This window comes from Actinokineospora sp., assembly GCF_052390155.1.
Taxonomy (GTDB): domain Bacteria; phylum Actinomycetota; class Actinomycetes; order Mycobacteriales; family Pseudonocardiaceae; genus Actinokineospora.
This window is the reverse complement of the sequence record NZ_JBQTHF010000021.1, coordinates 39728-61307: the sequence shown is the minus strand read 5'-3', so window position 1 is coordinate 61307 and position 21580 is coordinate 39728. Positions and strand designations below refer to the sequence as shown.

The window sequence follows — 21580 nt, the reverse complement described above, 5'->3', positions numbered from 1 at the left end:
CGTCGCTCAACGGATAAAAGGTACCCCGGGGATAACAGGCTGATCTTGCCCAAGAGTCCATATCGACGGCATGGTTTGGCACCTCGATGTCGGCTCGTCGCATCCTGGGGCTGGAGTAGGTCCCAAGGGTTGGGCTGTTCGCCCATTAAAGCGGCACGCGAGCTGGGTTTAGAACGTCGTGAGACAGTTCGGTCCCTATCCGCCGCGCGCGCAGGAGACTTGAGGAAGGCTGTCCCTAGTACGAGAGGACCGGGACGGACGAACCTCTGGTGTGCCAGTTGTCCCGCCAGGGGCACGGCTGGTTGGCTACGTTCGGAAGGGATAACCGCTGAAGGCATCTAAGCGGGAAGCCTGTTCCAAGATGAGGTCTCCCACCCCCATCGCGGGGTTAAGGCCCCCAGCAGACCACTGGGTTGATAGGCTGGAGATGGAAGCCCGGTAACGGGTGCAGTCGACCGGTACTAATAGGCCGAGGGCTTACTACAAACATGCTACGCATCCACTGTGCGGTGTCTGAGACACCAACCACCCCCCACCCCCACACACCTGTGTGGCGGCGGCGCGGGGGAAGTGTTGGACAGTTTCATAGAGTTACGGCGGTCACAGCGGCAGGGAAACGCCCGGTCCCATCCCGAACCCGGAAGCTAAGCCTGCCAGCGCCGATGGTACTGCACTCGCGAGGGTGTGGGAGAGTAGGACGCCGCCGGACATACATTCCCAAAGGGGCTTGTGGAGGAGCACGTTGAAGCGTGCACTGTCCACAGGCCCCTTTGTTGTCGTTGCAGGTCAGTGCGGGGTGCTCCGCAACCAGGAGGATTAAGTGTCGGAGTTCGGGCGACGAGACGGTTCGGGCGGCGGCGACCGCCATGGCGACCGTCGATCGGGAGCGGAGCGCAAGAGCAGCGGTGACCGCGGTCGCGAGTCGGGCAGCCGAGACTGGAAGCCCCGCCGCGACGACGCGGGCCGGTCTGGCACCCCCGCCGCCCGCCGTGACGACCGCACCGGCGACGCGGCCCGCACAAGTCGCGGCACCGGTCACGACCGTGGTGGCTACCGCCCCACCGCCTCCGACCGCGACACCCGCGGCGGCTACCGCTCCGGCGACCGCGACACCCGAGGTGGCTACCGAGCCGCTGCCGGTGACAACCGCGGTACCGCCCGCACTGGCGACCGCGATTCGCGCGGATACCGCCCAGGATCGGCAGACGAGGGCCCACGCGGCAACTTCCGCACCGGCTCCGCCGACCGCGACACCCGTGGCGGCTACCGTTCCGGCGACAAGACCACAGGTGGCGGCTACCGCGCCGCCGACCGCGATTCGCGCGGCGGCTACGGGTCCGGCGACAAGAACACTGGCGGTTACCGCGCGGACCGCGACTCCCGTGGGTCCGGTGACAAGAATTCAGGCGGCTACCGCTCGTCGGACCGCGATTCGCGCGGCTACGGGTCCGGTGACAAGGGCGGCGGTTTCCGTTCAGGTTCCGGGGATTCACGGGGTGGCTACCGTCCCGCTGACAAGGGCGGTTTCCGCTCTGGTTCCTCGGATTCGCGGGGTGGCTACCGGGCAGGCGACAAGGACTCCAGTGGCGGCTACCGCTCGGGCTCGTCCGGCAGTGCCGCGCGCGGCGGCTATCGCTCGTCGGATCGCGATTCCGGCGGTGGCTACCGGTCCGGCGACAAGGCTGGGTTCCGCTCGGGTTCGTCCGACCAGGAGTCCCGTGATGGTTACCGGTCCGGCGACAAGGGTTCCGGCAGCGGCTACCGGTCCGACTCCGCAGACCGCGACACGCGCGGCGGCTACCGCTCCGGTGACAAGAACTCGGGCGGCGGTTACCGCTCTGGTTCGTCGGATCGGGAGTCGCGTGGTGGTTACGGGGCCGGTGACAAGGGCTCGGGCACTACCGGCCGTGATTCGGGCGGTGGGTACCGCTCCGGTGACAAGGGCGGGGTCCGTTCGGGTTCGTCGGACCGCGATACCCGTGGCGGCTACCGAGCAGACTCCACTGATCGCGACTCGCGAGGTGGGAGTCGCTCGGGTGAGCAGCGGTCGACCGGCGGTTACCGGGCGAACTCCGGCGGCCAGGACTCGCGCGGCGGGTATCGGTCCACTTCGGACCGTGACTCGCGGAGCGGGTCGCGGTCGGGCTCGGATGATCGCGGCTCGCGGGGTGGCTACCGCGCTGGGTCGGATGACCGTGGCCACAAGGCAAGTGATCGCGGCTCGGGCGGTGGCTACAAGTCGGGCGATCAGGGTTCAGCGGGCGGCTTCCGCGCTGGCGACCGTGGTTCGCGTCCCACAGACCGCGATTCCCGCGGCGGTTTCCGCTCCGGCGACCGCGATTCCCGTGGCAGCTATCGCGATTCGCGTGGTGGCGATCGGTCGGATTCTCGGGGCAGCCGTCCCGGGACGCGTGACAGCGCGGGGTATCGAGAGGTCGGGGGCGACCGCGATTCCCGCGGTGGCACCCGGTCTGCTTCTTTCGACCGCACGCGGTCGGATTCCGTCGACGCCCGGGCCGGATACCGCCAGGATCGTGACTCGGACAACCGCGCCGACGACCAGGCCCGCGACGACACGGACAGCGCCGCGGAACTGTCCGCCCCCGACGTCGACCAGTCGAGCGGCGCCCCCGTCGCGCCCCAGCCGGATTCGGGTGGCGACACGCTGACCCCTTCCGCCGACAGCGCCGACCCGGACCAGGGGTCCGCCGCACCCGCGGGCAACAGCGAAGACGACGACCGGACGCGCCGCGCGGATAGTGGTGACCGTCCGTCCTATCAGGACAGTCAGAGTCACCCGCGCCGTGCTGACGGCGACCGTGCGGATGATCGTCGTCCGCGGGTCGACAGCGACCACCGTCCGCGCCGTGACGACGACCGTCGTGGTGCTCGGGACGAGGGTCGCGACCGAGACGCGCGGGGCGGCGACCTCGGCCCCGAGGTGCCGGAGGGCGCCGACTACTCGGCGCTCGATGTCGAGGCTCGGGCCGGGTTGCGGAGCCTGCCGAAGTCGTTGGCCGAGTTGGTGGGCATGCACTTGGTGGCCGCCGGGATGCTCGTCGACGAGGATCCCGAGCGGGCGTTGGTGCACGCCCGCTTCGCCAGGGTGCGGGCGGCGCGGGTCGCCGTGGTGCGGGAGGCGGCCGGGTTGACCGCCTACCACGCGGGTGAGTGGGCCGAGGCGCTTTCGGAGTTGCGCGCCGTGCGCAGGATGAGCGGTGGCAACAACTACATCGCGGTCATGGCCGACTGCGAGCGCGCGCTCGGCAGGCCCGAGCGGGCGCTCGAACTGGCCAAGGAGGCGGGCCGTGACCTGCCGCCCGCGGTCGCGGTGGAGCTGCGGATCGTCAGCGCGGGAGCGCGGCGGGACATGGGCCAACTCGACGCGGCCGTCGTCGGGTTGCAGGGGCCGGATCTCGAACCCGACCGCCGCGATCCATGGAGTGCCCGGCTGTTCTACGCCTACGCCGACAACCTCGCCGCCGCGGGCCGCACCGAGGAATCCATCCGCTGGTTCCTCAACGCCGCCCAAGCCGACGACGACGAGGACACCGACGCCGCCGAGCGCGCGTTCGCCCTCGGCGCCGACAGATCCGAGATCGCCACCGCCCTTCCCGGCGAACCCGTCGACATCGAAGACGACGAGCCCGCCGCTGCCGAACCCGTCGCCGAGTCCGCGAATGACCAGTCCGCGCCGAGTGTGGCTGTGGACGAATCGGTTCATGACCAGGCCGCCGACGAGCGGGCCGAGTCGGCCACCGACAGGCCCGACGAGGAGACCAAGTAGCGCGATGAGCGACCGGCTGCTGGACGTCCACGACGCCCTGCTGCTCGACCTCGACGGCACCGTCTACCGGGGTGGTGCGGCCGTCCCGGGTGCCACCGAGGCGATCGCCGCGGCCCGGGAGCACGGGGTGGCGGTCCGCTTCGTCACCAACAACGCGTCCCGTGCGCCCATCGACGTGGCGCGGCAGCTCACCGGGCTCGGTATCGCCGCCGAACCCGGTGACGTGCGCACCAGCGCGCAGGCGGGCGCGGCCGTTCTCGCCGAGCGGCTCGAACCCGGCGGCGAAGTCCTCGTCGTGGGGACGCGGGCGTTGGTTGACGAGGTCCACGCCGTGGGGCTCACGCCGGTCCGCGTCGCCGGGCCGGACACCGTGGCCGTCGTGCAGGGGTTGGCGCCGGAGACGAGTTGGGGCGACCTGGCCGAGGCGTGCGTCGCGATTCGGGCGGGCGCGCTCTGGGTGGCCTGCAACGTCGACCGCACCCTGCCCACCGACCGGGGTCTGCTCCCCGGCAACGGCGCGATGGTCCAGGCACTCCGCGCGGCGACCGACCGGGAACCCGTGGTGGCGGGCAAACCCGCGCTGCCCCTGATGAGGCAGTCCATCGGGTCGGCCAACTCGCCGCTGGTGGTGGGTGATCGGCTCGACACCGACATCGAGGGCGCGGTGGCCGCCGGCATCGGCTCCCTGCTCGTGCTTACCGGCGTCACGACTACGCGGGACGTGCTGGCCGCCGGTCGGCAGGCGCGGCCGACCTACCTTGCCGCCGACCTGTCCGGCGTCACCGAGACTATCCGAACGCTGGAGATCACCGCCAAGGCCGGGTGGGACGTCCGGCTCACCGCCGACGGCATCGAGGCAGGCGGCCACGGCGACCCCCTCGACCTGCTGCGCACCCTGTGCGCGTGCCGCTGGACCACGGCGGGCCCGACCGACGTCCGGCCGACCGACGATGCCGCCGCGGCTGCCCTGACCGCACTCGGACTCACCGACCCGCACTGACGCGGTCCGGCGTCCCCGATCGGATAGCGTGGAGGCGTGCAGGTGGACTTCGACGCAACGGAACCAACACAGGACGCCGCGATCGATGCGGCCCTGGCCGGTCTAGACGGCCTGGCCGGGTTGCCCGTCGGTGCGCATGTGGAGCGGTTCGACACCGTGCACATCGCGTTGACGGCGGCGCTAGCCTGCATCGACAAGGTCTGACCGATGCCCAGAAGGGCGCGGCTCGACGCCGAACTGGTCCGCCGCGGCCTCGCACGCTCCCGTGACCACGCCACCCAGTTGATCGACGACGGCCGCGTCACCGTGCGCGGGACCGTCGCCACCAAGTCCGCCACAGCCGTCGAGGCCGACGCCCCGGTCGTGGTCCGCGACGACACCGACGACCCGAACTGGGCCTCGCGCGGCGCGCACAAGCTCATCGGCGCGCTCGACGCGTTCGGCCTGGACGTCACCGGCAAACGGTGCCTCGACGCGGGCGCGTCCACTGGCGGCTTCACCGACGTGCTGCTGCGCCGCGGCGCCGCGCAGGTGGTCGCGGCCGACGTCGGGCGCGGGCTGCTGGTGTGGCGGTTGCGGACCGACGATCGGGTGCTCGTGCACGACAAGACCAACGTCCGCGCCCTGACGCCGGACCAGATCGGCGGCCCGGTCGACCTCGTCGTCGCCGACCTGTCGTTCATCTCGCTCGGCCTGGTCCTGCCCGCGCTGCTGGCCTGTGCCACCCCCGACGCGGACCTGGTGCCGATGATCAAGCCGCAGTTCGAGGTCGGCAAGGACCGGCTTGGCTCCGGCGGCGTCGTCCGCGATTCCGTACTGCGGGCCGACGCGGTGCTGGAAGTGCTGCGGAGCGCGAGCGAACTCGGGCTGCGCGCCCACGGCGTGGTGGCGAGCCCGCTGCCCGGGCCCGCCGGGAACGTCGAGTACTTCACCTGGCTGCGCCGGGGCGACCCGCGGGCCGACGACGACGTGGCCGCGCTGGTCGAGACCGCCGTGCGAGAGGGACCGCGATGAACTCGGATCGGGAGATCCTGCTGGTCGTCCACACCGGGCGGGTCGAGAATCGGCGTACCGCGGAGAAGGTCGCGGGCTGGTTCGCCGCGGCGGGCGTGCGGCTGCGCGTGCTCGACGACGAGGCGCCCGACCTCGACTCGTCCTGCTACGGCGCCGTCGTGCGGCGCGGGCCCTCGGCCGCGGCGGGCACCGAGCTGGTGTTCGTGCTCGGCGGCGACGGCACCCTGCTGCGGGCGGCCGAGCTGGCCCGGCCCGCGGGCGTGCCGGTGCTCGGGGTGAACCTCGGGCGGGTCGGGTTCCTCGCCGAGGCCGAGTCCGAGGCGCTGGAGGAGGCTGTCGCGCTGGTGGTGAAGCAGGGCTACCGGGTGGAGGAGCGGATGACGGTCGACGTCACCGCCACCCTCGACGGGGTGGTCATCGCGGACACGTGGGCGCTGAACGAGGCGAGTCTGGAGAAGAGCAGCCGCGAGCGCATCCTGGACGTCCTGATCGAGGTCGACGGCCGCCCCGTGTCGTCCTTCGGCTGCGACGGCGTGCTGTGCGCCACCCCGACCGGTTCGACGGCCTACGCCTACTCGGCGGGCGGCCCGATCGTCTGGCCCGACGTGCACGCCATGCTCGTGGTGCCGAGCAACGCGCACGCCATGTTCTCCCGGCCGATGGTGGTCTCGCCGCACTCGGTGGTGTCGGTCGAGGTCGACCCGGACGGCCACCCGGCCGTGCTGTGCTGCGACGGCCGCCGCACCTTCGACGTCCCGCCGGGGTCGCGGGTCGAGATCGTCGGCGGTTCGCTGCCGATCAGGCTGGTCAGACTGCGCGACGAGCCGTTCACCGACCGCCTGGTCGACAAGTTCGACCTGCCGGTGCAGGGCTGGCGATCACGGTGACGCTGTGGACGGCGTCGCCCGAGTGTCGGTGGGAGCCGCTAGGGTTCGCCCTGTGCTAGCCGAGATGCGCATCCAGGACCTCGGCGTCATCGACGAGGCCACCCTTGAGCTCCACGCCGGGTTCACCGTGGTCACCGGCGAGACCGGGGCGGGCAAGACGATGGTCGTCACCGGGTTGCACCTGCTCTCCGGGGGCAGGGGCGAGGCGTCCAGGGTCCGCAGCGGGAGTTCCAAGGCGGTGGTCGAGGGCCGGTTCGAGGGCCTGTCCGGGACCAACGCCGCCGCCGTGGCGACCGAGGCGGGCGCCGAGCCGGACGACGACGGCAGCCTGATCGCGCTGCGCAGCGTGAGCACGGACGGCCGTTCCCGCGCGCACCTGGGCGGGCGGTCGGTGCCGGTCGGTGTGCTGTCCGACCTGGCAGAGCAGTTGATCGCGGTGCACGGGCAGAACGACCAGCTCCGCCTGCTGCGCCCGGCCGAGCAGCGCGGCGTCCTCGACCGGTTCGCGGGCGACACCGTCGCCGACGTCCTGACCCGCTACCGCGAGGTCCGCGACGAATGGATCGCGGTCACCACGGAGCTGACGGATCGGACCCGCCGCGCCAAGGAGATGGCCCGCGAGGCCGACATCCTGCGGATGGGCCTGGATGAGATCAGCGCGGTCGACCCGCGGCCCGGCGAGGACGTCGACCTGGTCGACCGCGCCCGCAGGCTCGCCGACGCCGACCAACTCCGCGAGGCCGCGTCCGGCGCGAGCTACGCCGTCACCGGTTCACCGGACGGCGACGCGGACGCCCCCGGCGCCCTCGGCCTGCTCGGCGAGGCCCAGCGCAGACTCGGCGCCGCCGATGATCCACGGCTGCGCGAACTGGAGCCGAGGCTGGCCGAAGCGGCGGTCTTGCTGACCGACGTCGGCGCCGAACTCAGCGCGTACCTGGATTCGCTCGACGCCGACCCCGCGGTGCTGGAGCAAGTGCTCGCGCGGCAGGCCGAACTGAAGGCGATCACCCGCAAGTACGCCGCCGATGTGGACGGAGTGCTCGTCTGGGCCCGCGCGGCCGTCGACAAGCTCGCGGGCCTCGACACGTCCGAGGAAGCACTGGCCGAGTTGGCCGCCCGCAAGATCGCGCTGGCCGAGCAGCTCGCGGGCATCGCCGTGACGCTCACCGCCGCGCGTGCCGAAGCGGCCGACGAACTGGCCAAAGCCGTCACCGATGAGCTGAGCGGCCTGGCCATGGGTCAGTCCAGCCTGCAGATCACCGTGCGGCCCCGCCCCGCCGAGGCTGATGACGTGGTGGTTCTGGCCGTCGCGGGCCAGTCGCTGCACGCGGGCCCCGACGGCGTCGACGAGGTGGAACTGCTGCTGGTGGCCCATGACGGCGCCCACCCGCTCCCGATCCACAAGGGCGCCTCCGGCGGTGAGCTGTCCCGGGTGATGCTGGCGATCGAGGTCGTCCTCGCGCACTCCGACCCCGTGCCGACCCTGGTATTCGACGAGGTCGACGCGGGGGTGGGCGGCCGCGCGGCCGTGGAGATCGGCCGCCGACTCGCCCGGCTCGCGCGTAGCCACCAGGTCATCGTGGTCACCCACCTCGCCCAGGTGGCCGCCTTCGCCGACCGCCACCTGATAGTCGACAAAAGCGCCCAAGGCGGCGTAACCCGCAGCGACGTACGCACCCTGGACGATGGCGACCGGGTGATCGAGCTGGCCCGGATGCTCGCGGGCATGGACTCCACCGAAACCGGCCGCGCCCACGCTGAGGAACTACTGGCCGTGGTGGAGGGCGAGAAACACGATTGGGAACTGAGCGGCCGCCCCCGCCCGAAACGCCGCCGCTGACGCCCTTGGTGGGAGTGGGGACGAGCAGTGGCGGCCGGTTCGGTAGCCACCACGAGCGCCAGGCAACCACCCTTCGGCTTTACCTGGAACCCCAAAGAGCCAAGATCCACAAGTCCCCGTTCGCACTACTCCGGCGTGGCGAACGGACTACCCGCCGTACTTTTGTCACCATCTCGGCCATGAAGCTTCCCGGTCTGCTCAGCCGATCCCACCACTCCCATCCCGGGGTGACCGGCATCGCCCGGGTCGACCGACGCACCGGCGACCTTCTCCGCCGGGTCTCCCACGGCGACATAGTCGTCCTGGACCAGCTCGACCTGGATCGCGCCACCGCCGACGCGCTGGTCCGCGCCGATGTCGCGGGCGTCATCAACGCCTCCCCTTCGATCTCCGGCCGATTTCCCAACCTCGGCCCCGAAATCCTGGTCGGCGCGGGCATTCCCCTGATCGACGGTGTCGGGCAGGACGCCCTGCGCGGGATCAGGGAAGGCAGCAGGCTGCGCCTCAACGACGGCGCGGTGTTCGTCGGGGAGAAAGCGGTCGCGCAAGGCGTTCGGCAGACGCCGGAGTCCATCGCGGATCAGATGATCGAGGCCAAGGCCGGTATGTCGGCCCAGTTGGAGGCGTTCTCCGCCAACACCATCGAGTTCCTGCGGCGCGAGCGGACGATGATCCTCGACGGCGTCGGCGTGCCCGAGTTGCGCACGCCGATGCGGGGGCGCCAGGTCGTGGTCGTGGCGCCCGGCCATGAGCACGTCGCGGACCTCAAGCGGCTCAAGCGCTACATCGGCGAGCACCGCCCGGTGTTGGTCGGTGTGGAGTCCGGGGCGGACAGTCTGCGCGCGGCGGGCCACAAGCCCGACGTGATCGTCGGCGACCCCGACGGCATCTCCACCGAAACCCTGCGCGGCGGCGCCGAGGTGGTCGTGCCCGCCCAGCACGACGGCCACGCGCCCGGCCTGGAGCGCATCCAGGACCTCGGCATCGGCGCGGTCACCTTCCCGGCGTCGGGCAACGCCGAGGATCTGGCGCTGCTGCTGGCCGACACGCACGAGGCGAGCCTGGTGGTCACCGTCGGGTTCCAGGCCACGCTGCGCGAATTCCTCGACCGCGGCCGATCGGGCTCGAATCCGTCGACCTTCCTCACCCGGCTCAAGCTCGGCAGCAAGCTGGTCGACGGCAAGGCCGTGGCGACGCTGCACCGCAGCCGGGTGTCGGTGTTCGCGGTGGTGCTGCTGGTGGTCGCGGCGATGGCCGCGATCACCGCCGCCATCGCGGTGTCCGGTGTCGGCGGCGTCTACGGCGACTGGGTCGTGGACACCTGGACCTCGTTCGTCGGCTGGCTCAAGGGGTTGTTCGCGTGATCTCGCTGCGCTACCACATCGTTTCGATCGCCGCGGTCTTCCTCGCGCTGGCCGTGGGCGTCGTGCTCGGGTCGACCACGCTGAGCCGCACGCTGCTCTCGGGCCTCAACGACGAGAACAGCGACCTCGGCGGCCAGGTCGCCCAACTCCAGGCGCAGCGCAACGCGCTCGACGCCCGGCTCGCGGCCGCGGACTCGTTCGCCGCGACCATCGGCCCGATGGCCGTCAAGGGCGTGCTCGACAAGCGCACCGTCGTGCTGGTCACCACCGCCGACGCCCGCCCGGCCGACCGGGACGCGCTCAAGGGCCTGATCGCCAACGCGGGCGCCACGGTCACCGGCGAACTCCAGCTCACCGACGCCTTCGCCGACCAGGCCCGCGCCGACCAGCTCAAGGACATCGTCACCCGGCTGCTGCCCGCGGGCGTGCAGCTGCCCACCGTGGCCGATCCCGGCACCCTCGCGGGTGGCCTGCTCGGCCCGCTGCTGCTGATCAACAAGGCCGACAACAAGCCGCAGGCGTCGCCCGAGGAGACCGCGGCCGCGCTGGCCGGGCTCACCGACGGCGGGTTCGTCACAGCGTCCCCGGACCTCAAGCCCGCCCAGCTCGCCATCGTGTTGACCGGCGGTGCGGCCAAGGGTGACGGCGCGGGCGACCGCGCGGCCACCGTCGCCCGGTTCGCCGCGCAGGTCGACCGGTCCGGTGCGGGCACCGTGTTGGCGGGCGGCGCGGGCTCGGCCGACGGCACCGGCGCGGTCGGCGTGGTGCGCGCGGACACCGCCGCAACCTCCATCCTGTCCACTGTGGACAACGCGGACAGCCCGGCAGGGCAGATCGTCACCGTGCTGGCGCTCGTGGAGCAGTTGGAGGGCGCTTCCGGGCGCTACGGCAGCGCCGGCAACGCCCAGGCGCCCGCCCCGGGCGCCCCCGCCGAGTAGCGGTGACACAGCGTGAGTAGGAGACTACCGGATCTCACGGACGGCTGAAAGCCGCCTCCCGGACGGGTGAGAGGCCCGCTGACCTGCTAATTCCCCGCCGCTCCCACCGATGTTGTCGGTGACGGATCACGTCGAGTCCGGCAGAGGGAGCGAGACATGGCACACATCAGGGGCGCGCGGATCGGGTTCTGCGCGGTGGCCGCGGCGGCGGGACTGCTCGTCGGCGCGACGCCCGCGCTGGCGGCCAACCCGCCGGGCGTGGCGGCGCTGGGTTCGGCGAGCTTCGTCAAGGGCGGCGTGACGACCAACGTGCCGATGGCAGCACAGTGCACTGTCGACGGCACGACGACGGCCACGTCGACCGGGATCACCGCGGCCGGGGTGAAGTTCGGCGGCGGCAGGTCGACCTGCGCGACGACCGTGGTCGACCCGGATACCGAGACGACCACCACCAAGTCGGAATCGCTCGGTGAGCGCTTCGAGCTGTCCGCGCTGGTGTCGGCGGGCGGGCCGCGGCTGCGCATCGCGGGCTACCGGGTCACCTGCGCGGCGACCCAGGGCGGCACCAACGCGAGCTGGTCGTTCACCGGGCTCACCGGCATCCCCGCGCTGCCCACCCCGTTGCCTGCCAACTACGTCCACCAGCTCAAGAAGTCGAACGGGACGGTGCTGGCCACCGCGACGTTCAACGAGCTGACCCTGCCCGTCCCGAACGACGGCAGTATCGCGCTCGCCATGCTGCACATCCGGTTCCTGCCCGCGTCCGGCGTCGCCGGTGAGGTGATCGTCGGCGCGACAGCCTGTTCGCCGACGCCTTGACGCCGATGGTCCCGCCGTGTCGCGACACGGCGGGACCGCCGGGGCGCGATGGCCACCTGGTGTTATCGTGAGGTCCCGTGGACCGGCAGGCGGGACTCCCGCCGCCGAAGATTCCAGATCGACCACGGGAGCCTCGTTGGTGTTGCACGCTCGGACGACCAAGCACGTGTTCGTCACGGGAGGCGTCGCCTCCTCACTGGGTAAGGGGCTCACGGCGTCCAGCCTCGGCCAGCTCCTCACCGCCCGCGGCCTGCGGGTCACCATGCAGAAGCTGGACCCGTATCTCAACGTCGATCCCGGCACGATGAACCCGTTCCAGCACGGCGAGGTGTTCGTGACCGAGGACGGCGCCGAGACCGACCTCGACATCGGCCACTACGAGCGGTTCCTCGACCGCAGCCTGTCCGGCACGGCCAACGTGACCACCGGGCAGGTGTACTCGACGGTCATCGCCAAGGAGCGGCGCGGCGAGTACCTGGGCGACACGGTGCAGGTCATCCCGCACATCACCGACGAGATCAAGGCCCGCATCCGCGCCATGGCCGAGCCGGACGAGAGCGGCCGCGCGCCGGACGTGGTGATCACCGAGGTCGGCGGCACGGTCGGCGACATCGAGTCGCTGCCGTTCCTGGAGGCCGCGCGGCAGGTCCGCCACGACGTCGGCCGCGACAACGTGTTCTTCCTGCACGTGTCGCTGGTGCCCTACCTGGCGCCGTCGGGCGAGCTGAAGACCAAGCCGACGCAGCACTCGGTGGCCGCGCTGCGCAACATCGGCATCCAGCCCGACGCGATCGTCTGCCGCGCCGACCGGGAGATCCCGGACGGGCTCAAGCGCAAGATCGCGCTCATGTGCGATGTGGACACCGAAGCGGTGGTGGCCGCGCCGGACGCACCGTCCATCTACGACATCCCGCGCGTGCTGCACGGCGAGGGCCTCGACGCCTATGTCGTGCGCCGCCTCGACCTGCCCTTCCGCGACGTCGACTGGGCGGTGTGGGGCGACTTGCTCGACCGGGTGCACAAGCCCAAGGAGACGGTCCGCATCGCGCTGGTCGGCAAGTACGTCGACCTGCCGGACGCCTACCTCTCGGTCACCGAGGCGCTGCGCGCGGGCGGATTCGCCCACCGCGCCAAGGTCGAGGTCGTCTGGGTGCCGTCGGATGCCTGCGAGACCCCGGCCGGGGCGGCCGCCGCACTGTCCGGTGTGGACGGTGTGCTGGTGCCGGGCGGGTTCGGTGTGCGGGGCATCGAGGGCAAGATCGGCGCGATCGGCCATGCCCGCACCCACGGCATCCCGACGCTGGGGCTGTGCCTCGGCCTGCAGTGCATGGTCATCGAGACCGCCCGCGCCCTGGCAGGCATCGCGGGCGCGAACTCCGCGGAGTTCGACGAGACCACCGAGCACGCGGTCATCAGCACGATGGCCGACCAGCAGGACGTCGTCGCGGGCGAGCGCGACATGGGCGGCACCATGCGCCTGGGCTCCTACCCGGCGCACCTGGCCGCGGGCTCCGTCGTCGCCGGGGTCTACGGCGGGCGCGAGGTGAGCGAGCGCCACCGGCACCGCTACGAGGTCAACAACGCCTACCGCGACCGGCTCACCGCGGCGGGCGTGGTCTTCTCGGGCACGTCGCCGGACGGCCGCCTGGTCGAGTTCGTGGAGCTGCCCGCCAAAGTCCACCCGTTCTTCGTCGGCACCCAGGCCCACCCGGAACTCAAGAGCCGCCCGACCCGGCCGCACCCGCTGTTCGCCGGGTTCGTCAAAGCCGCCATGACCTACCTGCTGGCCGAGCGGCTGCCGGTGGAGTTGGACGAGGAGCCGGTTCCGGTGGCTGTTCCGTGAGCGAGACATCGCCCCGGACTGTCGACCCCGAGCTGGACGACAGCACCCGGCACGCCTTCGACGTGGTGTCCACTCGCGACCTGCACGTGGGCCGCATCCTGGCCCTGCGCCTGGACGAGGTCCTGATGCCCGGCGGGTCGACGGCGTCGCGCGAGGTGGTCGAGCACCTCGGCGCGGTGGGTGTGGCCGCCCTGGACGACGACGGCGACCTGGTGCTGATCCGCCAGTACCGCCACCCGGTCGGCAAGCGCCTGTGGGAACTCCCGGCGGGCCTGATCGACCACGCGGAGGAAGACCCGCTGGCGGCGGCGAAACGGGAACTGGTCGAGGAAGTCGGGCTGGTCGCCGAGGACTGGTCGGTGCTGGTCGACGCCGCCGCGTCGCCGGGCTTCACCGACGAGGTGATCAGGATCTACCTGGCCACCGGCCTGTCCACTGTGGAGCGGGAGACACTGGGCGATGAGGAGGCCGACCTGGTCGCCCGGCGCGTCCCGCTCGCCGAAGCGGTGCGGATGGCGTTGGCGGGGGAGATCGTGAACGCGGCGTCGGTCGCGGGCGTGCTGGCCGCGTACGCGGTCGACTCGGGCGCGGCCCCGGCCAGGGCGGCCGACGCCCCGTGGCCGGACCGGCCGACCCGGTTCGCCGCGCGGCGCGTCGGGCGCTGACCGCGGCGCGTCACCACCGCGCCACCGTCCACTGAGCACTACCCTCGGGACGACCGAGGAAGGGATCGCCAGTGCTGGTAGGCGTGCCGCGCGAGGTGAAGAACCACGAGTACCGGGTGGCCATCACGCCCGCGGGCGTCGGCGAGCTGACCGACCGGGGGCACCGGGTGGTCATCGAGGCGGGCGCGGGCGACGGATCGACGTTCCCCGACGCGGACTTCCGCGCCGCGGGCGCCGAGATCGCGCCAACGGCCGACGACGTGTGGGCCGCGGCCGAGCTGGTGCTCAAGGTCAAGGAGCCCGTCCCCGCGGAGTTCCACCGGCTGCGCCGTGGGCAGATCCTGTTCACCTACCTGCACCTGGCCGCGGACGTGGACTGCACCCGCGCCCTGGTCGACGCGGGCACCACGGCGATCGCCTACGAGACCGTCCAACTCGCCGACGGGTCGCTGCCGCTGCTCGCGCCGATGAGCGAGGTGGCGGGCCGGATGGCGCCGCAGGTCGGCGCGCACTGCCTGGAACGCGCCAACGGTGGGCGCGGCGTGCTGCTCGGCGGCGTGTCCGGGGTCGCGGCTGGCAAGGTCGTGGTGATCGGCGCCGGGGTGTCCGGGATGAACGCGGCGACCATCGCGCTGGGCATGCAGGCCGAGGTCGTGCTGCTCGACACGAACGTCAACCGGCTGCGGCAGATCGACTTCACCTACCGCGGCCACCTGCAGACCATCGCCAGCAACGGCTACGAGATCGACAAGGCGTGCCGCTGGGCCGACCTGGTCATCGGCGCGGTCCTCGTGCCCGGGGCGAAGGCGCCCAAGCTGGTGTCCAACGACCTGGTCGCGCGGATGCGGCCCGGCTCGGTGCTGGTCGACATCGCCATCGACCAGGGTGGTTGCTTCGCGGATTCACGGCCGACCACGCACGCCGACCCGACGTTCACCGTGCACGAGTCCGTCTTCTACTGCGTGGCCAACATGCCCGGCGCGGTGCCGAACACCTCGACCCGCGCGCTGGCCAACGTCACCCTGCCCTACGTGCTGGCCCTGGCCGACCGGGGCGTGGCCGAGGCCGTCGCGGCCGACCCGGCGCTGGCCCGCGGGGTCAACGTCGCGGGCGGCGCGGTGGTGCTGGCCGAGGTCGCCGCGGCGCACGGCCTGGCGCACGTCCCGCTCGCCGACGCGCTGGGAGGTGTGCGCTGACCGCGGTCGCCGACGTCGTGCGCGGCTATCTCGACCATCTTGCCGTCGAGCGGGGCACCTCGCCCAACACCCTCGACGGCTACACCCGCGACCTGCGCCGCTACCTCGATCACCTTGCCGCCCAAGGGATCGGCGACCTGGCCGGGGTGGGGGAGCGGCACGTGTCCTGGTTTCTCGCCGGGCTGCGCGAGGGCGGTGCCGACCACCCGCCGCTGGCCGCGGCGTCGGCCGCGCGGGCGCTGGTCGCGGTGCGGGGTCTGCACCGGTTCGCCGTGCGGGAAGGGCTGATCGACCACGACGCGGCGCGCACGGTGAAGCCGCCGACGCCGCCGCGGCGACTGCCCAAGGCGCTGCCGGTCGACGACGTACTGCGGCTGCTCGACACCCCGACCGGCGAGGGCCCCGGCGTGCTGCGCGACCGCGCGCTGCTGGAGGTGCTCTACTCGACCGGCGCCCGCATCTCCGAGGCTGTCGGCCTGGACTTGGACGACATCGACGCGGTCGACCGCACGGTGCTGCTCGACGGCAAGGGCGGCAAGCAGCGGCTGGTCCCGATCGGCAGGCCCGCGCTCGACGCCCTCGACGCCTACCTCGTGCGCGCCCGGCCCGGGCTCGCCGCCCGCGGGCGCGGCACCCCGGCGGTGTTCCTCAACGTGCGCGGCGGCAGGCTCTCGCGGCAGAGCGCGTGGAACGCGCTCAAGGTTGCCGCCGAGGTGGCAGGCATCGGCGTCCCGGTGTCGCCGCACACCCTGCGGCACTCGTTCGCCACGCACCTGCTCGAAGGCGGCGCGGACGTGCGCGTCGTGCAGGAACTGCTCGGGCACGCGTCGGTGACCACCACGCAGATCTACACCCTGGTCACGGTGAACACGCTGCGCGAGGTCTACGCCACCGCTCACCCGCGGGCCCTGGGCTAGGGTCGTCGGGTGCCGGCCGCTCTCCCCGTCGATCGGCCCGTGCGCTGGGGAATCCTTGGTGCGGGCCGGATCGCGGCCGTGGTCGGCGCCGACATCCAGGCGTCCCCCGACAGCGAGGTGGTGGCCGTCGGCGCCCGTGACGCCGGTCGCGCTCGCGTGTTCGCCGACGCGCTGGGCGTGCCGCGGTCGTACGGCTCCTACGCCGACCTCGTCGCCGACCCGGACCTCGACGTCGTCTACATCGCCACCACCCACGCCCAGCACCACGAGCACGCCCTGCTCGCGATCGAGGCGGGCAAGGCGGTGCTGGTGGAGAAGGCGTTCACGCTGACCGCCGCGCAGGCCCGCGAGGTGGTGGCCGCCGCGGCCGCGCGGGACGTGTTCTGCATGGAGGCCATGTGGATGCGGATGAACCCGCTGGTCCGGCGCGGTCTGGAGATCGCGGCGGGCGGGCGGATCGGCACGGTGCGCAGTGTGACCGCCGACCTCGGCGCCCGGTTCCCGTTCGACCCGGGCCACCGGCTGTTCGACCTCGCCGCGGGCGGCGGCGCGCTGCTCGACCTCGGCGTCTACCCGGCGACCTTCGCGTGGCTGTTCCTCGGCGCACCCCAGGGCGTCGCCACCACCGGGACGCTCTCGCCCACCGGTTCGGACGCGACGCTCGCCATGCAGTGGTCCTACCCCGACGACCGCTTCGCCCACGTCTCCTGCACCACGGAGGCGACGACGCCGCGCACCGCGCTGGTCGTCGGCAGCGCGGGCTGGCTGGCGTTCGCCACGCCGCTCTACCAGCCGCGCACGCTCACCGTATGGACCCCGGAGGGCACCGATACGCACGACGGAGCGCTCGCGGGCAACGGCTACGGCCCGCAGGTCGCCGAGGTCGAGCGGTGCCTGCGCGCGGGTCTGGCGCAGAGCCCGCTCGTCCCGCTCGCCGACACCGTGGCGATCATGGCGCTGATGGACGGCGCCCGGCACGCGCTCGGGGTGCGCTACCCGGCGGACGGATGAGTACCGCCAACCGGACACTCTGGCCTACCCTGTGCGCCCGGGAGGTGCGCCGATGGGCGAACTGGACGAACCGACCACCGCGGAGCTGACCTTGCCCGCGGTGCTGCACGCCCTCAGCGACCCCACCCGGCTCGCCGTGGTCGGCCAGCTCGCCGCCGCGGGCGAGCTGGCCTGCGGAAACCTGGCCGTCTCGGTCGCCAAGTCGACGTTGTCGCAGCATCTGCGCGTGCTGCGCGAGTCCGGTGTCACCCACACCCGTCCCGACGGCAACCAGCGCTGGCTGTCGGTCCGCCGCGACGACCTCGACCTGGCCTTCCCCGGTCTGCTGGACTCCGTGCTCGGCGCGGCGACCCGCGCGCAGACCTGAGCGCGCTGCGGCGAGCCGCGTTGGTGGGCGCGGCGGCCCCCCTTACGCTGCGCTTGTCAGGATCGCAGGCGACAAGGAGCTAGATCGCCATGTCGACACTCCCGCCCTCGGAGCAGCGGCGCGGCGGTGCGGTGGAGTTGAGCATCGCACCGCCCACCAGGGCCGCCGACGACGACCAGTCCGACGACGTGACCGGCAACGGTGTCGGTCCCGGCGGCCGGGCGCGGCGGCACATCCCCGAGCCCGCGCTGCTCAGCACGCACGGGCCCGCGCGGGTGCTGGCCATCTGCAACCAGAAGGGCGGCGTGGGCAAGACCACCTCGACCATCAACCTGGGCGCCGCGCTCACCGAGTTCGGCAGGCGCGTGCTGCTGGTGGACTTCGACCCGCAGGGCGCGCTGTCGGTCGGCCTGGGCATCCCCGCGCACCAGCTCGACCGCACCATCTACAACGTGCTCATCGAGCGGTCGGTCAGCATCGGCGACGTCGTCATCCGCACGTGCGTGGACAACATGGACCTGCTGCCGAGCAACATCGACCTGTCGGCGGCCGAGGTGCAACTCGTCACCGAGGTCGGCCGCGAGCACACCCTGCTGCGCACGCTGCGCCCGATGCTCGCCGAGTACGACTTCATCCTGGTCGACTGCCAGCCCTCGCTCGGCCTGCTCACCGTCAACGCGCTCGCCGCCGCCGACGGGGTGCTCATCCCGCTGGAGTGCGAGTTCTTCAGCCTGCGCGGGGTGGCGCTGCTGATCGACACCATCGAGAAGGTGCGCGAGCGGCTCAACCCGAAGCTGGAGATCACCGGCATCCTGGCCACCATGTTCGACCCGCGCACCCTGCACTCGCGCGAGGTCATGGCCCGCGTGGTCGAGGCGTTCGGCGAGACCGTCTTCGACGCGGTGATCAACCGCACGGTCCGGTTCCCGGAGACCACGGTCGCGGGTGAGCCGATCACCACCTGGGCGCCGCGCTCGACCGGCGCGAAGGCGTACCGCCAGCTCGCCCGTGAGGTGATCGCCCGGTGACCTCGCCGGAGCTGTTCCGCCCGCAGGCGGGGGCCGACTGGTTCGATCCGGGTGCGGCCCCGCGCCGCCCGGCGCCGCCGCCCACGCCCCGGCAGAAGCACAGTGCCAAGATCACCGTCTATGTCTCCGACGAGGAACTGCTCGCCCTCGAACACGCCCGCCTCGACCTGCGGGCCAGCCACGGCCTCGCCGTCGACCGCGGCCGCGTCGTGCGGGAGGCGGTCGCGGTGATCCTGGCCGACCTGGCGGCGCACGGCGAGGAGTCCGTGCTGGTGCGGCGGCTGCGCCAGGACAGCGGGCCGTGACCGCGGTGGCCGACCTGCCCGTGGGCGCGGAGCCGGTGCCGGGCGGGCGGTTCACCGTCCGGCTGGCCAACTTCGAGGGCCCGTTCGACCTGCTGCTGCAGTTGATCTCGCAGCACCAGATGGACGTCACCGAGGTGGCACTGCACCGCGTCACGGACGACTTCATCGCCCACATCCGCTCCCTCGGCGACGACTGGAACCTGGACGAGACCACCGAGTTCCTCGTCGTCGCCGCGACCCTGCTCGACCTCAAAGCCGCCAGACTGCTCCCCGCGGGCGACGTCGAGGACGAGGACGACCTCGCGCTGCTGGAGGCCAAGGACCTGCTGTTCGCCCGGTTGCTGCAGTATCGGGCGTACAAGCAGGTCGCGGCGCTGTTCGCGGAACTGGAGGCGGTGGCGCTGCGGCGCTACCCGCGGTCGGTGGCCCTGGAGGACCGCTTCGCCGACCTGCTCCCCGAAGTCATGCTCGGCGTCGACCCGCAACGCTTCGCCGAGATCGCCGCCGCCGTGTTCCGGCCGAAGCCGCCGCCGTCGGTGTCGCTGGACCACCTGCACATGGGCGCGGTGTCGATCCGCGAGACCGCAGCCTTGCTGCGCGTGAAGCTCGCGGAGGCGGGCCGGGCCAGTTTCGGTGAGCTGATCGCGGGCTGCGAGCACACGTACGAGGTGGTGGCGCGGTTCCTCGCGTTGTTGGAGCTGTATCGCGAGGACACGGTCCTGTTCGAACAGCCCGAACCGCTGGGCGAACTGCTTGTGGAGTGGACTGGCGGCGCGGTCGAGGCCGCCGCGGTGCCCGCGGCTGCCGAGGATGAGGACTACGGGTGACCCCACGCACACGGACCAACGCCCGGAAGGACGTCCCGGATGAGATCGGCGCGCCCCGATCGGTGGCCACACCCGACCCCACCATGAGCCACCCCGGATGGCCCCGTCCCCGAACCGGACCACCAGAACCGCCCGAAAACAACACTCTTGGCCCAAAACGACCCCGTGACACGTCCCCGCCCACCCTAGGGGGCCTGCCCTGCTCCAGTCTATCGGTAGTGGGGGCGGGATGGGGTGGGGTCGGTTTGGCTGTGGATGGATGAGGTGCATGTGGACAGTGACGTGAGTGGGTCCGGGTCGGTGCCGGGTGCGGCTGGGCGGGAACCGGGTGGGTCCGCGTCGATGGAGTGGGGTGTCGACCAGGAGTCCGTGGAGCGTGGGGGTGCCCAGCAGGAGATGGGTTTCGCAGGGGAGGTGGAGTGCAGCGGTGCGGCCGACCAGCCCGACACCGACGACTTGGTGGTCGAGGAGGGTGACGGAAGTACTCGGTTTCCCGATCTCACCGACGACGCCGATCTCGACTCGGCGCTGGAGGCGGTGCTGCTCGTGGTCGACGCGCCCGCCGAAGACGAGGTGCTGGCCACCGCCGTCGACCAGAGTGTCGCGCGGGTGCGGTCGGCGCTGCGCAGGCTCGCGGCCCGCTACACCGAGCAGGGCAGCGGAATCGACCTGCGTCGCGCGGGTGACGGGTGGCGGTTCTACACTCGGGACCGGTACGCGCCGGTCGTCGAGAAGTTGTTGCTCGACGGGCAGCGGGCGAAGCTCACCCGGGCGGCGCTGGAAACCCTCGCGGTCATCGCCTACCGGCAGCCGGTCACCCGGTCGCGGGTGGCGGCGGTGCGCGGTGTGAACGTCGACGGCGTGATTCGGACCCTCGTGGTCCGCGGTCTCATCGAGGAGACCGGCACCGACACCGAGACGGGTGGGATCCTGTACCGGACCACCGAGTTGTTCCTGGAGCGGTTGGGACTGTCCGCGTTGACGGACCTGCCCCCGATCGCTCCGCTGTTGCCAGAAGTGGATGCGATTGACGATGTCCAGTAGCCCGGAAGGCATCCGGCTGCAAAAGGTCCTCTCCAGTGCGGGAGTGGCCTCGCGGCGGGCGGCCGAGGATCTGATCGATCAAGGCCGGGTGAGTGTCGACGGCGAGGTCGTGCGCGAGCAAGGCAAGCGCGTCGATCCCGAGAACGCGGTCATTCACGTCGACGGGGTTCGCGTGGTGGTCCGCGAGGACCGCGTGTACCTCGCGTTGAACAAGCCTCGCGGCGTGCACAGCACCATGGACGACGACCGCGGCCGCCCCTGCGTGGGCGACTACGTGCGCGACCGCGCCGACCGGCTCTTCCACGTCGGCCGCCTCGACGCCGAGACCGAGGGCCTGCTGTTGCTCACCAACGACGGCGACCTGGCCCACCGGCTCATGCACCCGTCCTACGGCGTGCTCAAGACCTACCTGGCCGAGGTGTCCGGCCCGGTCGCCCGCGACGTCGGCCGCAGGCTCCGCGACGGCGTCGAACTCGAAGACGGCCCCGCCCGGGCCGACTCGTTCAAGCTGGTCGACAACTACGCGGGCAAGGCGCTGGTCGAGATCGTGCTGCACGAGGGCCGCAAGCACATCGTGCGGCGCCTGCTGGAGGAAGTCGGCCACCCGGTGCTCAAACTGGTGCGCACCCAGATCGGCGAGGTCCGGCTCGGCAACCAGCGGCCCGGCTCGATTCGCGCGCTCAACCGGCCGGAGGTCGGCACCCTCTACGGCGCCGTGGGTCTGTAGC

20 protein-coding genes and 2 rRNA genes are annotated in these 21580 nt (G+C 72.0%); all 22 read left to right on the top strand.

The annotated features are described in order from the left end of the window. A 23S ribosomal RNA gene (locus tag ACT4N7_RS08095) occupies window positions 1-485 on the top strand; the annotation flags it as partial. A 107-nt stretch (window positions 486-592) separates the two neighbouring features. Then, window positions 593-709: ribosomal RNA gene (gene rrf, locus ACT4N7_RS08090) — 5S ribosomal RNA — on the top strand. 2232 nt (window positions 710-2941) lie between these two features. Beyond that, window positions 2942-3787, top strand: a complete 846-nt coding sequence (locus tag ACT4N7_RS08085) for a hypothetical protein (protein ID WP_444827981.1) — start codon at window positions 2942-2944, stop codon at window positions 3785-3787. A gap of 4 nt (window positions 3788-3791) precedes the next feature. Then, the gene (locus ACT4N7_RS08080; RefSeq protein ID WP_444827980.1) at window positions 3792-4787 is read left to right on the top strand and encodes an HAD-IIA family hydrolase; all 996 of its coding nucleotides are present in this window, start codon (window positions 3792-3794) and stop codon (window positions 4785-4787) included. A 36-nt stretch (window positions 4788-4823) separates the two neighbouring features. Beyond that, window positions 4824-4991, top strand: a complete 168-nt coding sequence (locus tag ACT4N7_RS08075) for a hypothetical protein (protein ID WP_444827979.1) — start codon at window positions 4824-4826, stop codon at window positions 4989-4991. 3 nt (window positions 4992-4994) lie between these two features. After that, complete coding sequence (locus ACT4N7_RS08070; protein ID WP_444827978.1) at window positions 4995-5801, top strand: TlyA family RNA methyltransferase; 807 nt, start codon at window positions 4995-4997, stop codon at window positions 5799-5801. After that, window positions 5798-6688, top strand: coding sequence for an NAD kinase (locus ACT4N7_RS08065; RefSeq protein WP_444827977.1), 891 nt, complete (start codon window positions 5798-5800; stop codon window positions 6686-6688). The genes ACT4N7_RS08070 and ACT4N7_RS08065 overlap by 4 nt, the downstream gene beginning before the upstream one ends. Before the next feature lie 52 nt (window positions 6689-6740). Next, complete coding sequence (recN, locus tag ACT4N7_RS08060) at window positions 6741-8528, top strand: DNA repair protein RecN (RefSeq protein WP_444827976.1); 1788 nt, start codon at window positions 6741-6743, stop codon at window positions 8526-8528. Window positions 8529-8707: 179 nt separating this feature from the next. Further along, window positions 8708-9892, top strand: a complete 1185-nt coding sequence (gene steA / locus ACT4N7_RS08055) for a putative cytokinetic ring protein SteA (protein ID WP_444827975.1) — start codon at window positions 8708-8710, stop codon at window positions 9890-9892. After that, window positions 9889-10830 carry a copper transporter gene (locus tag ACT4N7_RS08050; protein WP_444827974.1) on the top strand — a complete coding sequence of 314 codons (942 nt, stop codon included), beginning with the start codon at window positions 9889-9891 and terminating at the stop codon, window positions 10828-10830. Before steA ends, ACT4N7_RS08050 begins: the two co-directional genes overlap by 4 nt. 156 nt (window positions 10831-10986) lie before the next feature. After that, a complete protein-coding gene (locus ACT4N7_RS08045) occupies window positions 10987-11649 on the top strand; it encodes a hypothetical protein (protein ID WP_444827973.1) in 663 nt (220 codons plus the stop codon). A 139-nt stretch (window positions 11650-11788) separates the two neighbouring features. Next, window positions 11789-13492, top strand: coding sequence for a CTP synthase (locus ACT4N7_RS08040; RefSeq protein ID WP_444827984.1), 1704 nt, complete (start codon window positions 11789-11791; stop codon window positions 13490-13492). Then, window positions 13489-14157 (top strand): NUDIX domain-containing protein, encoded by a 669-nt coding sequence (locus ACT4N7_RS08035; protein ID WP_444827972.1) that lies wholly within the window; start codon window positions 13489-13491, stop codon window positions 14155-14157. The genes ACT4N7_RS08040 and ACT4N7_RS08035 overlap by 4 nt, the downstream gene beginning before the upstream one ends. A gap of 71 nt (window positions 14158-14228) precedes the next feature. Then, window positions 14229-15353: an alanine dehydrogenase gene (gene ald / locus ACT4N7_RS08030; RefSeq protein ID WP_444827971.1), complete on the top strand. Its 1125-nt coding sequence runs from the start codon at window positions 14229-14231 to the stop codon at window positions 15351-15353. Window positions 15354-15370: 17 nt separating this feature from the next. Then, window positions 15371-16270, top strand: coding sequence for a site-specific tyrosine recombinase XerD (gene xerD, locus ACT4N7_RS08025; RefSeq protein ID WP_444827970.1), 900 nt, complete (start codon window positions 15371-15373; stop codon window positions 16268-16270). 9 nt (window positions 16271-16279) lie between these two features. Continuing rightward, window positions 16280-17281 (top strand): Gfo/Idh/MocA family protein, encoded by a 1002-nt coding sequence (locus ACT4N7_RS08020; protein WP_444827969.1) that lies wholly within the window; start codon window positions 16280-16282, stop codon window positions 17279-17281. Window positions 17282-17333: 52 nt separating this feature from the next. Next, window positions 17334-17648, top strand: coding sequence for an ArsR/SmtB family transcription factor (locus ACT4N7_RS08015; RefSeq protein WP_444827968.1), 315 nt, complete (start codon window positions 17334-17336; stop codon window positions 17646-17648). An 89-nt stretch (window positions 17649-17737) separates the two neighbouring features. Continuing rightward, window positions 17738-18676: a ParA family protein gene (locus ACT4N7_RS08010; protein ID WP_444827967.1), complete on the top strand. Its 939-nt coding sequence runs from the start codon at window positions 17738-17740 to the stop codon at window positions 18674-18676. Between the two features lie 11 nt (window positions 18677-18687). After that, window positions 18688-18981, top strand: coding sequence for a hypothetical protein (locus ACT4N7_RS08005; protein ID WP_444827983.1), 294 nt, complete (start codon window positions 18688-18690; stop codon window positions 18979-18981). Further along, window positions 18978-19808 (top strand): segregation and condensation protein A, encoded by an 831-nt coding sequence (locus ACT4N7_RS08000; RefSeq protein ID WP_444827966.1) that lies wholly within the window; start codon window positions 18978-18980, stop codon window positions 19806-19808. Before ACT4N7_RS08005 ends, ACT4N7_RS08000 begins: the two co-directional genes overlap by 4 nt. Before the next feature lie 396 nt (window positions 19809-20204). Beyond that, window positions 20205-20852 carry an SMC-Scp complex subunit ScpB gene (gene scpB, locus ACT4N7_RS07995; protein WP_444827965.1) on the top strand — a complete coding sequence of 216 codons (648 nt, stop codon included), beginning with the start codon at window positions 20205-20207 and terminating at the stop codon, window positions 20850-20852. Further along, entirely contained in the window at window positions 20842-21579 is a 738-nt protein-coding gene (locus tag ACT4N7_RS07990; protein WP_444827964.1) for a pseudouridine synthase, read from the top strand. The genes scpB and ACT4N7_RS07990 overlap by 11 nt, the downstream gene beginning before the upstream one ends. Window position 21580: the final 1 nt, after the last annotated feature.

Excerpts from the sequence above, each read along its gene's own strand:
- ACT4N7_RS07990 (WP_444827964.1), top strand. The coding sequence starts at position 20,842 with ATGTCCAGTAGCCCGGAAGGCATCCGGCTGCAAAAGGTCCTCTCCAGT.
- scpB (WP_444827965.1), top strand. The coding sequence starts at position 20,205 with ATGGGTTTCGCAGGGGAGGTGGAGTGCAGCGGTGCGGCCGACCAGCCC.
- ACT4N7_RS08070 (WP_444827978.1), top strand. The coding sequence starts at position 4,995 with ATGCCCAGAAGGGCGCGGCTCGACGCCGAACTGGTCCGCCGCGGCCTC.
- ACT4N7_RS08010 (WP_444827967.1), top strand. The coding sequence starts at position 17,738 with ATGTCGACACTCCCGCCCTCGGAGCAGCGGCGCGGCGGTGCGGTGGAG.
- steA (WP_444827975.1), top strand. The coding sequence starts at position 8,708 with ATGAAGCTTCCCGGTCTGCTCAGCCGATCCCACCACTCCCATCCCGGG.
- ACT4N7_RS08065 (WP_444827977.1), top strand. The coding sequence starts at position 5,798 with ATGAACTCGGATCGGGAGATCCTGCTGGTCGTCCACACCGGGCGGGTC.
- ACT4N7_RS08080 (WP_444827980.1), top strand. The coding sequence starts at position 3,792 with ATGAGCGACCGGCTGCTGGACGTCCACGACGCCCTGCTGCTCGACCTC.
- ACT4N7_RS08045 (WP_444827973.1), top strand. The coding sequence starts at position 10,987 with ATGGCACACATCAGGGGCGCGCGGATCGGGTTCTGCGCGGTGGCCGCG.
- ACT4N7_RS08015 (WP_444827968.1), top strand. The coding sequence starts at position 17,334 with ATGGGCGAACTGGACGAACCGACCACCGCGGAGCTGACCTTGCCCGCG.